Here is a 13959-nt window from a genome sequence, read left to right as displayed (position 1 = left end):
AGAGGACGTGGAGACCCGATGTCGGGGACGTCGCTTGGGATCGGCTTCGTGTTGGTGCTGCTGGCGTTCGTCGGCTGGACCGGATACCGGGCGGCCAGCGTCGGTGGCGCCTGCCTGCTCCTGGCCGGTGTCGGACTGGTCCTCCAGGAGACCGTCGGATGGATGCCCGCCGACCGGGAGGCGGTGCTGAGCTATCAGCTCGGGGTGGTCGTCGTGGCGGCGGCCGTCGCCATCCCGTTCGGCCTGCGTCGCCGCCTCGACGGTGTCGGCGGCATCGTGGTGGCTCTGGTGTTCGCGCTGGCCGCGCTCGGCGCATCGCGGTTCGCCGACCCCGACCCGGCACTACGGGTCGTACTGGGGGCGCTGACCGCCGCCCTGGTGCTGATCGCGCTGCACATCTTCGCCGAGGTGCGGGTGCTGCGGCCGTACGCCGCCGTGGGGACGTACCTGCCGATCCGGCGGTTGTGCCGGGGGGTGATGCTGACCGCGCTGGCCGGAATCCTCGTCAACGCCGCCAGTCTGCTGGCGCCACACCTCTGGCTCGCGCTCGGCCTGCTGTTTCTCAGCTTCACCTGCTTCGTCGTCGCGTCGCAGCTCGCGACCTTCGTGGTGATCCTCGTCCGCAACGGCGCGTTCGCGAAGGCGTGGGCCCGGCGGTGGTCGCGGACCCGGCGAGCGGCCAACACCGAGCTGGTCGGCTGGGGCGCGGCGGGCGCCGGTGCGTTGACGATGCTGGGGATTCCGGTGGCCGTCCCGGACGTTCTCCGGCCACCCACACCGGTCACGGTTGCGCTCCTCGTCCTCGGCGCGGGGTGTGTGGTGGCCGGCGGCGAGATGCTGCGCAGGATATTGGACCGGGCCGCTTCGCACCGGTACGGTCCGGAGCCACCGGAGAGCCCGCAGGTCGCCTCGGCGCTGCGCGGACTCGTCGAGTCGGAGCCGGTCTACCGGCTGCTGCCGGGCATCGCGCGAAGGTGGTGAGGGTCGGTGCGTGACGCGATCCAGACCGGCACGCTGGTGCTGGTGGCGTGGCTGCTGATAGCTGCCCTGTTCCGTGGCGACGCCGTCGTGCAGGCCGGGCTGTCGGTGGCCCTGGCCACCGGCGGGCTGCTCTGGGAGTCCGTCTCGCCCTGGATGCCGCCGGACCTGCGGCCCGCGCTGCTGAACTCCGCCGTGACCCTGGTGGGGTCGGCGACGGTGGCGATCATGATCAGCATGCGCAGCGACGACCGCTGGCGGGCCTGGGTGGCGCTGCTCGGCGCGGCGGCGGTCACCGGCGCGCTGCTGCGGTACGACGTCGGCGAGCACCGGTCCTCGCTGATCATGGCTGCGGCGGTGCTCGCCGTGGTGGCGGCCGGGGTGGCCGTGCACATCCCGCTGGTGCGGTACGTACTGCACCGCGAAGAAGCGCAGGCGGCGAGGAGCGTGCACGCGCTCTGGACGACCGCAATGATGTGGACGTTGCTGTTGGCCGTCGGCGTCGTCGCGCTGTGGCAGCAGACCATGCCGGGCTGGGCGATGGTGCTGCTGGTGACCGCGTCGACCGCGGCCGGGATCGCGGCGTCGACGATCGGCTACACCATCGGGCTGATGTGGCGCCACCCCGGGTTCGCCGGGGCGTACGCGGTGCCGATGTCCCAGACCCGGATCGACGTCCGGGGCGCCCTGCTCGGCGGGGTTCTGCTGCTCTCCCCGAGCGTCGCCCTGCCCGGGATCGCGCGGGCACTGGGTGGCGACCCCGAGTGGGTGAGTGTGCTGAGTTGGATGAGCGGCGCCGTCGTCGTGGCCGGGGTGTCGAACGTCATGCGGGCGATCCGGCGTGAGGCGCTCCGGCAACGCCGCAACGCGCTGGCCGGTCCGGGCTCCGCCGCCGTCCGGGACCGGGCGCTGGAGGAGCCCGTCTACCGGCTGCTGCCCGGGTTGGGCGGCGATCGCGACTGAGGCCGGTCAGAGGTCCTTCATCGCGGCCTGTACCGCGCGGCGGTCGGAGACCGGCAGGCCACGTCTGCGCACCATCCCCCTGAGTACGCTGCGCGCCTGATCGGCGTACCCGTGACCGGCGAGTTCGGTCGCCGCGGCGGTCTGGTCGGGCACCGGCAACCCGCTCGCGGACAACCAGATCGCCATCATCAGTCCCCAGAGGACTTCCGGGTCGTCGGTGCTGCCGACGTCCCAGGAGTCGACCAGTTCCGCCGCCCAGATCCGGTTCTCCGCCACCAGCGAGCTGAACTCGCGCATCCTCTTCAGCGCCTGGTGCGGATCGCCGTCGACGCCGAGGTCGCGGAGCGTCTCCAGGGCGCTTCCGGTCTCGCCGAGGTGGTCGAGTTCGGCCGCCATGCGCAGCCGGGCCAGTGCCGGCCAGCGCCGGTCCCGGGCGGCCTCGCGGAGCACGAACCGGTCCCGGCCCTCCTCGCCGGCCCGGCGTACCAGCAGGTCGACGTGCCGGAACGGATCACCCTGCGGTCCCGTGGACGGTGGCACCGGGTCGGCGCCGAGGTAGGCGACGTTCTGCACGAGCGCGAGGTCGCTGGCCGTGTCGCTGTGCACCTGCTTGGGTGCCGGCAGGCCGCTGCCGCGCATCCTGCGCAGCAGGTGCCGGTATACCGCGTCGACCGACAACAGCGGGGCCCCGTCGGGGATGCCGTTCCGCAGCGTGGCGATCAGCTCTCCGGTGAAGACGGTGTAGCGCTCGCCCTCGTGGAACAGCGCCTGGAGGTCGCCCGGTACCGAGGCGAGGGTGTAGGTGCCGGAGACCTCCACCTGGCCCAGCAGGTCGGCGTCGGCACCGCCGAGCGCCCGGATCGCCCGGCCGGAGTAGCAGCAGTCCAGGACGAGCACCCTGGTCCGGGCCGGACTCGCCTGTACGGCCCTGCGCAGCAGGCTGATCGGCAGCGCCGTGTACTCCGCCATCTCCGGGTCGGTGTCGGCGCAGGCGAGCAGCAGTTCGCCGTCCTCGCCAACCAGGCCGTGCCCGGAGAAGTAGACGAGGAGTACGTCGTCGGCTTCCCGGCACCACGCCGCGACCTGCCGGATCGCGAGATCCTTGCTCGGGTCGACCAGGGTGTGGCAGCTCTGCTCGCCGAGACCACCCAGCCGGGGGTCGCGGAAGACCCGGGCCAGACCGTCCACGTTGCCGGCCACCGGCGGGATCTCCGGCAGCCCGTACCGGTAGTTCGCCGTGCCGACGAGGATCACCCGGGACCGGTCCGGGTCGGCGAGCCGGAGGTCCCTGGTCGGCATCGCCCGGCTCAGCTCTCGTCCAGGGTGCGGGAGAACTCCGCCACCATCTCCCTCAACTGGGCGATGTCCGCCGCCCGGACCCGGTCCGCGTTGATCGTGACGCTCCGGTTGCCCTTCTTGACGGTCGCGGTGATCTTGGCGCCACGGTGGCGCATCCACACCGACATCGTGCCGAGCAGAGCGGTCACCGCACCGCCGCCGCCCGCGGCGATGGTGATCGTGTCGAGCACCGCGCCCATCTGCCCCGGCCCCGGGTCGGGCCGCAGCAACCGGGTCCGGCCGGCGAAGTCGTCCTGCTCGCCGAGCCACCGCTGTAGCGACAGCACCTCGTCGAGGCTGCCGTCCACTGTCACCCGCAGGTCGGCCGGATCGTCAACCGTCACGGTGTCTGACGCTAGCAGCCGACCGGTGGCCCGGTCACCGACCGAGGTCGGCCTCCGCGCCCCGGGGTGTCAGTCCCGGCATCCGGAGCAGCCGGGTTGGCAACCGCACGCGTCGCCGGTGGTGACGGCGGCGACGGCCGGGTCGGGGTCGGGCGGCGCGCTCAGCGGTACGGCGCAGCAGGTGTCGCCGCGCCAGGCCTCCCGCCCCTCCCGGACCGCGACGGCGGCGATGACCAGCGCGGCGACCGGGTCGGCCCAGGACCAGCCGAAGAGGCTGTTCAGGCCGAGCCCGACCAGCAGTACCGCCGAGAGGTAGGTGCAGAGCAGGGTCTGCTTGGAGTCGGCGACCGCCGATCGGGAGCCGAGTTCCCGGCCGGTGCGACGCTGCGCGTAAGACAGCAGTGGCATGACGGCCAGCGAGAGCGCGGCCAGTACGAGTCCGACGGTGGAGTGTGCCGCCTCGGCGCCGCCGACGAGGGCGCGTACCGACTCGACCGTGACGTAGCCGGCGAGGGCGAAGAAGGAGATCGCGATGATCCGCAGCGCGACCCTCTCCCGCGACTGCGGGTCCCGGCCGGCGAACTGCCAGGCCACGGCCGCCGCCGAGGAAACCTCGATCACCGAGTCCAGACCGAATCCGATCAGGGCGGTCGACGAGGCGAGCGTGCCGGCGGTGATCGCCACCACCGCCTCGACGACGTTGTAGGTGATCGTCGCCGCGACCAGCAGCCGGATCCGCCGGGCGAGCAGGGCGCGGCGGGCCGGTGTCGGGCCGGCCGGCCGCAACCGCAGCGGCGCGGCCATCAGCAGCAACCCCGGGTCGCGGCGTCGGGACAGGCGGCCGGGTCCACCGCCAGCACCAGGCCGAGCAGGTCGCCGAGGGCGTGCGCCATCCGGGCGTCGGCCAGCTCGTAGCGGGTCCGGCGACCCTCGGGTACGGCGACCACCAGGCCGCAGCCGCGCAGGCAGGCGAGGTGGTTCGAGAGGTTCTGCCGGGTGGTGCCGAGCAGCTCGGCCAGCTCGGCCGGGTAACCCGGGCCGTCCCGCAGGGCGAGCAGGAGTCGTGCCCGGGTCGGATCCGAGAGGGCGTGACCGAACCGGGCCAGCACCTGTCCGTGCGTCAGCGTCTGCACGGCACGATAGTACATCGTCCGCTGTACTGTCCGCTGCCGGATGGCATACCCGCTGGGTGCACGCCGGGGGTACCCGCAGTGGCGGCCCGGTGTCCACTTGGCGCCATGTCGCCTCTGCGGCACCGCCAGGTTGCTGACCGGGCAAATGCTCCGGCCACAGACTCCGACTGTCGCCGTTGACGGCGTCTTCGTGAGAGTCGAAGGAGACCCGCCATGTCATCTCCGCTGGGCCGTACCGCCGCCGTGCTGGCCGCCGTACTCGCCCTCACCGCAGCCGGGCCGCCACCGGCGAGCGCCGGGCCGCCGACCGCCGTACCGGGGGCGACCGGACCGTCGGCCGCGCCCGGTACGGCCGGCGCGGGGTCGCGGGTCACCCTGGTCACCGGCGACGTCGTCGAGGTATCGCCGGCCGGCGACGGCCGGTACGCCGCCTCGGTCCGCCCGGCGGCCGGACGGGAGGGGATCACCTTCCACACCCAGGAGGTGGACGGCGGGCTGCGGGTGCTGCCCAGCGACGTCGTGCCGTACGTCTCGGCCGGCACCCTGGACGAGGACCTCTTCGACGTGCAGGAGCTGATCGCCGACGGGTACGCGGACGGCGCCACCGCCGGCCTGCCGCTGATCGTCCGCTACCGGAACCCGACCGCCGACACCCTCCGCGCCCTCGCCGGTACGACCGACGCCCGGCCACTGCCCAGCATCGGCGGCGCCGCGCTGACGGCCGAAAAGGACTCGCTGGCCGGCCTCTGGCGGACGGTCGCCCCGGTCGACCCCGACTCGGCCCGCTCCACCGCCACCCTCGGTGCCGGGATCAGCCAGATCTGGCTGGACGGCCGGGTCCGGCCGGTACTCGACCGCAGCGTCGCCCAGATCGGCGCCCCGACCGCCTGGCGGGCCGGCCTCGACGGCACCGGGGTGACGGTGGCGGTGCTGGACACCGGGGTCGACCAGACCCACCCGGACCTGACCGGCCGGGTGAGCGCGGCCCGGAACTTCAGCGACAGCCCGGACCCGACCGACCGGCACGGCCACGGCACGCACGTCGCGGCGACCGTGGCCGGCACCGGCGCCGGGTCCGGCGGCACCCACAAGGGGGTGGCGCCCGGCGCGCGCCTGCTCGCCGGCAAGGTGCTCGGCGACGACGGCAGCGGCTACGACTCCTGGATCATCGCCGGGATGGAGTGGGCCGCCGAGCAGGGCGCGGCGGTGGTCAACCTGAGCCTCGGCGGCGGGCCGACCGACGGCACCGACCCGCTCAGCGAGGCACTGGACCGGATCACCGCCGACACCGGCACCCTCTTCGTGGTCGCCGCCGGCAACGAGGGCGCGGACTACAGCGTCGGTACGCCCGGCGCGGCCCCGTCCGCGCTGACCGTCGGCGCGGTGGACCGGGACGAGTCGCTCGCCGAGTTCTCCAGCCGGGGCCCGCGCCTCGGCGACGAGGGGCTGAAGCCGGAGATCACCGCCCCGGGGGTGGATATCGTGGCCGCCCGCGCCGCCGGCACCACCATGGGCCGCCCGGTCGACGACCGGTACACCGCCGCCTCCGGTACCTCGATGGCGACCCCGCACGTCGCGGGCGCGGCGGCGCTGCTGGCCCAGGCACATCCCGACTGGTCCCCGGAACGGCTGAAGGACGCGCTGGTCAGCACCGCCCGGAGCAACCCGGAACTGTCGGTGTTCGAGGAGGGCACCGGACGGGTGGACGTCGCCCGGGCGACCGGCCAGCGGGTGTACGCCAGCGGCCAGGTCGACTTCGGCCTGCACACCGACCCGGACGGCGCCGCCACCGCCCGTACCGGTGCGGCGGCGGTGCCGGTCGGCAAGGTCGTCACGTACACCAACGACGGGCCGGCGCCGGTGACCCTCAGCCTCGCCGTCGAGCTGGAGAACGTCGCCACCGAGGCGCCGGAGACCGACGCCGTCACCACCGGTTCCCGCACCGTGACGGTGCCGGCCGGGGGTTCGGTGCAGGTGCCGGTCACGGCCGACCTGACGAAGCTGGACCGGGGACTCTTCGGCGGCTCGATCACCGCGACCGGTCCGGGCGGCCTGCTCGTCAGCACGGCGCTGGGGATCAGCCTGGACGGCCCCCGGCACCGGGTCACCCTCCGCGCCGTCGGCCGGGCCGGCCAGCCGGTGTCGGTGCCGGTCATCGCGCTGATGGGCGACAGCTACCGCTGGGACACCCTGGACTTCCTCTGGGCGGGGGAGAGCAAGACCGTCGAGGTCGGCGAGGGTACCTACCTGCTGCACGCGCTGATCGAGGACGGCGGCGTACTCGACGAGCAGGCCACCCTGATCACCGACCCGGAACTGCGGGTCGACCGGGACGTCGAGGTACTGCTCGACGCCCGCCGGGGCACCCCGATCCGGATCGAGACGCCCCGACCCGCCGAGCAGCAGTCGGTACTCAGCTACTACTCGCACCGGGTCACCGGCACCGGCCGGCAGATCAGCCACGGCACCATGCACTTCAGCACGATCCAGCAGGTCAACGTCACCCCGACCCGGAGGCTGACCAGCGGCCGATACGAGTTCTCGTCGCGCTGGCAGCTCGTCGCGCCGATGGTCCGCGCCGAGGTCGCCGGGGTCTCCGGCCCGCTCGACGTCAACCTGACCGGGCAGTCCCCGGCGTACCACGGCACCCGCCGCTTCCCGCTCGTGTACGCCGGCCGGGGCACCCCGGCGGAGCTGGCCGAGGCGAAGGTGCGCGGCGCGGCCGTACTCATCGAGTCCAGCAACGAGCCGGGCGGGGAGGACGCGCCGAGCGAGAGCGAGGTGACCGCGGCGGCGGCCCGGGCCGGTGCGGCGGTGACCCTGATGGTGCGCCCGGCGGACTGGTCGGCCTGGACGGTGTGGCGGCCCACCGGCGACCGCGAGCCGATCCCGATGCTGGCGGTGGCGAACGACGACGGCCAGCGGCTGATCGCGCGGGCGCAGCGCGGCCGGGCGACGCTGGCCCTGACCCTGACCACCTCCAGCCCCTACCTCTACGACGTACAGCACGTGGAACGGAACCGGATCCCGGACCGGATCGTCTACCGGGTTACCCCGGCCAACTCGACACGGATCACCACCCGGTACGCCGACAACGGCGGATTCCCCTGGGCAAAGGAGCAGCGGTTCGGATGGCGCCCCTGGCAGACCTATGCATGGAACGACACGTCCCGGTTCGTGGCGACACCGAAGGAGCGCGAGGAGTGGGTGACCACCGGCGACTCGGTCTGGCAGCACCGGGTGAGCCACGAGTGGCCGTGGAACGACTTCGGCGCGCTACAGAGCGGGATGGCCGAGCGGCCCACCAGCTACCGTGCCCGTAGCGCCGAGCAGACCTGGCTCGCCCCGGTGGTCCGCCCCGCCTCGCCGCGCGGGATACCGGAGCTGGTCTCCACCCGCACCGGCAACACTCTCGAGCTGCGGGTGCCCGAGTTCGTCGACGCCGAGGGCCACTACACGATCGGCGAGGCGTCCCGGGTCGCCGCTACGCTCTGGCGCGACGGGAAGCTCCTCGCCGAGCTGCCCGACGCCCGCCGGGACGTACCCACCACCGGGCCGGAGGCCGGCTACCGGCTGGCCCTGACGACCGAACGCACCGGCGAGGAGTGGAGCTGGGGCACCCGTACCGAGACGGTGTGGCAGTTCCGGTCCGGGCAGCGGCCCGGCGACGAGGCCCGACCGCTGCCGTTGTTGCAGGTCGACTACGCCGCGCCGGTGGACCTGACGGGCCGGGCCAGCGGCCGGCCGCACACCGTCGGGCTGACCGTCCGGCACCAGGACGGTCACGCCACTCCGCGGGGGACCCGCCTGACCGCCGAGGTCTCCTTCGACGAGGGCGCCACCTGGCGGGCCGTCCGGGTGACCGGGCACGGCAACGGCTACCGGGCGAGTGTTCCGGCCGGGAAGGGCACGGTCTCGCTGCGGGTCCGGGCCGCCGACCGGTCCGGCAACGCGGTCACCCAGACGGTGATCCGGGCGTACGGCCTGCGCTGAGCGGGTACCGGGCGGGACGGCAGCGCGCCGTCCCGCCCGGACCGGTCAGAGCCAGCCCCGGCGGGCGGCCTGGAAGGCCAACCCGGTGCGGGTGTCCACCCCGGCCAGGGCCATCAACCGCTCCAGCCGGCGCTGCACGGTACGCCGGCTGACTCCGAGCTGCGACGCGATCGACTTGTCGGGAAAGCCGGCCACGAAGAGCGACAGCAGGAACCGCTCGCCGTCGTCCAGGGCGTCGTCGGGTGCCGCGTCGGTGAGTCCACCCTGGTCGGCGTCCCAGCGGATCGGCGTCGCCCGGTCCCAGTGGCTCTCGAAGAGCGCCAGCAGCGCGTCCAGCAGCTCGCTGCGCCGGATCAGTGCGGCGGTCGGCTCCCCGACGTCGCGCTCGTCGTCCGGCACCAGCGGGCAGATCGCGGTCGACCGGTCGGCGATGGCGATCCGGACCGGCAACGTCGGCAGGGTACGGGCCTCCTCCCCGGCACGGACACTCTCCGCGATGCTCTCCAGCTCACCGGGTGTCTCCAGCAGGGCGCGCTCGTAGATCGCCCGGTAGCGCACCCCACGGGCCAGCGCCCCGGACTCCTCGGCGTTCTCCGAGCCGGACATGGCCAGCGGATTGGCCCGGCAGAACCAGAGGATCTCCTCCCGGGCCGAGTCCTGGAGGTCACGCAGCCGGTCGCGCAACGCGGCCGCGCCGACCACCACCTCCACCAGATGGTCGGCGTTGCGGCGCCGGGCGCTGGTCCGGTACTCCTCGGTCAGCGCCGCCACCGCCTGGCGGGCGCTCTCCAGCGACTCCTGCCGGCGCAGCAGGGTGTTGCCCAGCGCGACGTCCGGCGGCAGCGGCTCGAACACCGGGTCCGGGCCGGGGCGGGCCACCGCCAGTCCCTTGCTCCGCAGCGCCTCCAACACGTCGGCGGCCTCGTCGAGCGGCACGTCGGCCAGCCGGGCGAGATCGGCGGGCCGGGCCGCGGAGAGGCGCAGCAGCAGCCGGTACGCCCGCTCCTCCTGCGGTCGCAGCAGCCCGGTGTCGTCGAACATGCCCGTCTCCCCATTCCCCGTGGACTGCGAAGACTCTACGAAGCCCGGTCGGCTGGCGTGGTGGCCCGGGGACGCCGACGCGGATCACGCCCGGCCGACGGGGCGGGCCGTCGACCGGTCGAGGGTCAGTCGGTCGGCAGGAGTGGACGCATGAAGGTCCGCTCGTACCGCAGCACACAGCCCGACTCGTCGCGGATCCGGTCGGCCGCGACGAACTCCGGATCGACGCCGAACCGCGCCCGGTAACGCTCGTAGGCGGCCAGGCTCTCGAAGCTGAACAGGGCTTCGGCCCGGTCGCTGGCTCCCTCGGCCGGCAGGAAGTAGCCGTGGTGCACACCCCCGTGCCGGGCCACGAGTCGCATCCACGCGCGGGCGAAGCGTTCGAACGCCTCGATCTGCGCGGGGTCGATGGTGTAGTGCACGACGCAGGTGATCACCGCACCACCGTACGACGCCGGTCCGTCAGCGCCGGAGCTGCCCAGTGATGGTGGGATCGGTGATCTGGGTGTCCTTCGCCAGCATGAACGCCTTGCTGAGGATGACGGCGAGCACCCGGTCGCCCTCGAACGGCAGGAAGACGTCGCCGGTCGAGGAGCCGCCCGTCTGCTTCGGCACGATGCAGAGATATTGGTCGTTCGGGCTCATCAGGATGTTGCCCGAGCCGAGGTGGATCCGGTAGGTGCGCAGGTCGCCCCGGACCACGAGGAAACGGCCGTCGACCTGCGCCCGCTCGGCGATGGCGAGCCGGGGGACGAGGCGTTCGAGCATCTCCCGGCGGGTCTGCGCGGTGCCGCTGAGTTCGCCGAAGCTGTAGGACGCCCAGTATTCGCGGAACCGTCCGCCGGGACCGCCGTCCTGCCAGGTCGGGTCGTTGCCGACACTGGCGACGCCGACGAAGAGGTCGACGTCGCGGAGGATCTCGCTGAGCACCAGCGGCGGGATCTCGGTCAGCGGTAGCGGTTCGGTCGGTTGCGCCTCCTGGGAGACCCACTGCTCGTAGCCGCCGCCACCGGCGTGCGCGTAGTGCTCCGGGGCGTCGATCGGATAGAACCGGACCTGGTCGGTGGCGATCCGCAGGTACGCCCCCGACTCGGTGGTGTCTTCCTGCCACTCGTCGCCGATGCCCTCGATCCAGAACTCCGCGCGCAGCCCCCACTGCGGCAGCTCCCGGGTGGCCGGCTCGTACGCGTCGTCGACCATCATCCGCAGTTTGTTGCGCCAGCCGCGGGCCGCGGCGAGGGCGTGGAACTGGTGCTGGCGCAGCACGTGCGCGGCGTACCGGTTGGAGTAGACCCGGGTCTTCTCCTCGGCGGCGGTCAGCAGGTAGACCTCGCGGTGTGCCTGCTTGAACGGCTGGGTGATCCGGTTGGTCTCCAGCCAGCCGCGCCAGGCGAGCACCTCGGCCACCTCGCGGCCGATCGGGTGCCAGAGCCGGACCGTCTCGCCGGCCACGATCTCCTTCTCCTCGTGGGTGCGCAGCGCGCCGTCGGCGAAGGCGCAGGGCACGTCGTCGACGAGCCAGATCAGCCGGCGGGCCAGCGTACCGACCAGCGGGTGGTCGAGGTAGCGGGCGCGCCAGGCGTCGAACGGCCAGACCCGCTGGGCGAGGAGTTGCCGGTCGAGGCGTTCCGCCTGGGCGGAGAGCATCTTCTCGACGTCCTTGACGGCGGCTTTGAAGTCGGCGAGTTCCTCGGGGTGGGCGGACCGCACCGAGGCCGGTACGGACTTGACCGTCTTTCCGGCGCCGTTGCGCCAGGTGACCGTGACCGTCCCGGAGGTGGCGTCCAGGGTAGCCGAGGCGTCGCCGAAGCGTTCGACCCGCACACCCACCTCGGTCAGCCCGTACGCCGGCACGGCGAGCTCCTCGACCTCGTCCCGGGTCAGGCCCAGCGCCGCCGCCCGGGCGTCCAGCGCCGCGTTCAGCTCCTTGAGCGTGCCCTTGAAGGTGACCCGGGCGGCGAGCCGGGCGATCTGGGCGAGCGCCTCCTCGGTCGGGATCCGCGACAGCGCGTGGACCGCCGCGTTGGCGATCTTGGGGTTGCGCGGGCCGAGCCCGGCGACCTTGCGCAGTGACGTCTCGACGAGCGCGCCGAGCAGCCGTGCGGTCTCGGGGTGGTCGGGCAGGAAGGAGAGCAGCCAGACCAGTCCCCGCAGCGGGGTGGTGTTGAACTGGTCGAAGGACTCGTTGACGTCGTGTTCCCACTGGGTGCGGTTGAGCCGGAGGGTGCGCGGCTGCCCGACCAGGGCGAGCCAGCTCCGTAGCCGGTCACCGCGCTCGGCCAGCCCACCGAGGAGTTCGCGGGCGGTCGCCTCCCACTTCCGCGACGGTCTGGCGCTGGTCGCGGTCGCCGCGTGCCGGAACAGCTCGTGCCAGCGACGGGCCTGGTCCGGGTCGAGCGCGGCGACGTCGGCGAGGGCGCGGTCGGCCCACGCCTCACCGGGGTTGAGCGCCGGTGCGTCCAGCCTGGCCAGCAGCGGCTTGAGCGCGTCGGCCGAGCCCCAGTAGCCGTGCGCGACGGTGCGGCGCATCACGGCGACGACCTCCGGCGGCAACGGCCGCCCGGCGTCGAGCAGGAGTTCGGCCATCCGCCGCAGCTCGTCGCCGCCGAAGTAGGCGGTGTGCCGGGCGGCGAAGGCGAGCGCGACCTCGGCCGACTCCGGGCCGCGGATTTTGCTGTAGGGCTTGATGAGGATCTTCAACAGCTCGTTGGTGGCGTCGCGCTGCTCGGCCCCGGTGACCAGGCAGCAACGGTCGAGGATCGCCATCAGCAGCTCGGGCTTGCGTTCGGCGGCGACGAGCCCGAGCGCGTCGGTCACGTGCCGGCTCTCCGCGCCCCAGTCGCCGGTGTATCTGGCGGTGTAGGCCATGGTCTCGTCGGCGAGGCCCTCGACGTCACCGTGCCGGGCCAGCGCCGCCATCCGCTCGGCGTACTCGGGGAAGAGCAGCGGCGTCGACATCAGCCACCCACCAGCGGTACGAGCTTGAGGAAGGTGATCCGCGTCCCCCGGGTCAGCTCCACCACCGCGTCCAGCTCGTCGACCTGCCGGTCGTCGACGAGGACGATGAAACCGTTGCGGGAGAACGCCTCCAGGGCACGGTCGGCCTGCTCCTCCGGGTCGATCCGGCGGGGCTGCCGGAGCTTGAAACCGTTGAGCGTCCGCTCGGTGTCGGTCGGCTGCACCAGGCCGCGGAAGAGGTCGCCGCCCTTCGCGTTGTGCTCGGCGACCTCCTGGAAGACACGTCGGCGGATCACCTCGCGCAGCGGCAGGCGCTCCTCGAAGATCTCCAGGTGCCATGCGGCGCTGCGCTCGCCCGCGGTCGTCTCGTCGACGAAACTCACCATCGCCATGGCGCCGCAGTCTAGGGCGGCCCACCGACAGAGCGTCGGCCGTGCAGCGCCAGGAGCACCGGACGGTCAGGAACCGAGGACGTTCGGCGGCGGGACGAGCCGGCGGAAGGATTCGGCCGCCCGGGCGATCTCCACCCCGGCGTCGGTCAGCACCGGCTCGCCGTGCCCGGGGAGCAGGACGTCGACCTCCTGTCCGGCGAGGGCGACGACCGTCTCGGCGTACCGGTCGAGCCGGCAGTCGTGGATCGCCTGGATGCTCACCCGCCCGCCGGCGAAGAGGCAGTCCCCGCTGAACAGGATGGTGCGGCCGGCGCGCCGCAGCAGTACGACGAGGTGGCCGTCGCAGTGGCCGGGTGCGTCGACGATCCGGAGGTCGAGGTCGCCGGCCCGGACGACGTCACCGCCGGCCAGTACCCGGTCCACTGTGGCCGGTGCGAGCCGGTAGTCGGCCGGGTAGACGCCGGCCGCCCGGGCCACCGCCAGCGAGCTGCGGGACTCGTCGGCGGTGGCCAGTGCGGCCGAGGTCTCGGCGCTGGCCAGCAGGGGCAGCCCGGCGGCCTGCGCGGCGGCGGCACCACCGGCGTGGTCGGCGTGGTAGTGCGTGACGATGACGCCGGTGAGCGCGGCCGGGTCGCAGACCTCGGCGACGGCGGCCAGCCAGGCTCGCGCACCGAGACCGGTCCCGGTGTCGACAAGTACGCCGTCCTCGCCGTCCCAGATCAGGTAGCAGTGGCAGTCGTGCGGGTCGGTGCGGGCGTCGGGGTGGCTGCCGCTGCCGACCAGCCAGACGGAGTCGAGCAGGGGGACCGCGCCCATCGC

12 protein-coding genes are annotated in these 13959 nt (G+C 73.4%); 3 read left to right on the top strand and 9 right to left on the bottom strand.

Going from position 1 to position 13959, the window contains the following annotated elements:
* Nucleotides 1-18: 18 nt before the first annotated feature.
* Together C6361_RS07705 and C6361_RS07700 are read left to right on the top strand one after the other, a co-directional pair.
* A complete protein-coding gene (locus tag C6361_RS07705; RefSeq protein ID WP_107267272.1) occupies nt 19-981 on the top strand; it encodes a hypothetical protein in 963 nt (320 codons plus the stop codon).
* A gap of 6 nt (nt 982-987) precedes the next feature.
* Nucleotides 988-1941: a hypothetical protein gene (locus C6361_RS07700; RefSeq protein WP_107267271.1), complete on the top strand. Its 954-nt coding sequence runs from the start codon at nt 988-990 to the stop codon at nt 1939-1941.
* 6 nt (nt 1942-1947) lie between these two features.
* On the opposite strand, the gene C6361_RS07695 is transcribed toward C6361_RS07700, so the two are convergent.
* From C6361_RS07695 to C6361_RS07680, 4 genes are all read right to left on the bottom strand, one after another.
* Nucleotides 1948-3240, bottom strand: coding sequence for a caspase family protein (locus C6361_RS07695; RefSeq protein WP_107267270.1), 1293 nt, complete (start codon nt 3238-3240; stop codon nt 1948-1950).
* Nucleotides 3241-3248: 8 nt separating this feature from the next.
* Nucleotides 3249-3623, bottom strand: coding sequence for a hypothetical protein (locus tag C6361_RS07690; RefSeq protein WP_107267269.1), 375 nt, complete (start codon nt 3621-3623; stop codon nt 3249-3251).
* Between the two features lie 69 nt (nt 3624-3692).
* On the bottom strand, nt 3693-4427 hold the full coding sequence (locus C6361_RS07685) for a cation transporter (RefSeq protein WP_107270805.1): 735 nt from the start codon (nt 4425-4427) through the stop codon (nt 3693-3695).
* A complete protein-coding gene (locus tag C6361_RS07680) occupies nt 4427-4771 on the bottom strand; it encodes a helix-turn-helix transcriptional regulator (RefSeq protein ID WP_107263650.1) in 345 nt (114 codons plus the stop codon). Before C6361_RS07680 ends, C6361_RS07685 begins: the two co-directional genes overlap by 1 nt.
* A 198-nt stretch (nt 4772-4969) precedes the next feature.
* Between C6361_RS07680 and C6361_RS07675 the strand changes: the two genes are divergently transcribed.
* Entirely contained in the window at nt 4970-8749 is a 3780-nt protein-coding gene (locus C6361_RS07675; RefSeq protein ID WP_107267268.1) for a S8 family serine peptidase, read from the top strand.
* A 45-nt stretch (nt 8750-8794) separates the two neighbouring features.
* On the opposite strand, the gene C6361_RS07670 is transcribed toward C6361_RS07675, so the two are convergent.
* The 5 genes from C6361_RS07670 to C6361_RS07650 all read right to left on the bottom strand — a co-directional run bounded on the left by C6361_RS07670 (nt 8795) and on the right by C6361_RS07650 (nt 13956).
* Complete coding sequence (locus C6361_RS07670; protein WP_107267267.1) at nt 8795-9790, bottom strand: helix-turn-helix domain-containing protein; 996 nt, start codon at nt 9788-9790, stop codon at nt 8795-8797.
* A gap of 125 nt (nt 9791-9915) precedes the next feature.
* Nucleotides 9916-10227 (bottom strand): NIPSNAP family protein, encoded by a 312-nt coding sequence (locus C6361_RS07665; protein WP_107267266.1) that lies wholly within the window; start codon nt 10225-10227, stop codon nt 9916-9918.
* Nucleotides 10228-10252: 25 nt separating this feature from the next.
* Nucleotides 10253-12748, bottom strand: coding sequence for a DUF4132 domain-containing protein (locus C6361_RS07660; protein ID WP_199853286.1), 2496 nt, complete (start codon nt 12746-12748; stop codon nt 10253-10255).
* A complete protein-coding gene (locus C6361_RS07655) occupies nt 12748-13140 on the bottom strand; it encodes a hypothetical protein (protein ID WP_107256701.1) in 393 nt (130 codons plus the stop codon). The genes C6361_RS07660 and C6361_RS07655 overlap by 1 nt, the downstream gene beginning before the upstream one ends.
* 66 nt (nt 13141-13206) lie before the next feature.
* Nucleotides 13207-13956 carry an MBL fold metallo-hydrolase gene (locus C6361_RS07650; protein WP_107267265.1) on the bottom strand — a complete coding sequence of 250 codons (750 nt, stop codon included), beginning with the start codon at nt 13954-13956 and terminating at the stop codon, nt 13207-13209.
* Between the last annotated feature and the right edge of the window lie 3 nt (nt 13957-13959).

Source organism: Plantactinospora sp. BC1 (assembly GCF_003030345.1).
Taxonomy (GTDB): Bacteria; Actinomycetota; Actinomycetes; order Mycobacteriales; family Micromonosporaceae; genus Plantactinospora.
The sequence above is the reverse complement of the archived record's forward strand: the minus strand, read 5'-3'. Positions and strand labels throughout refer to the sequence as shown.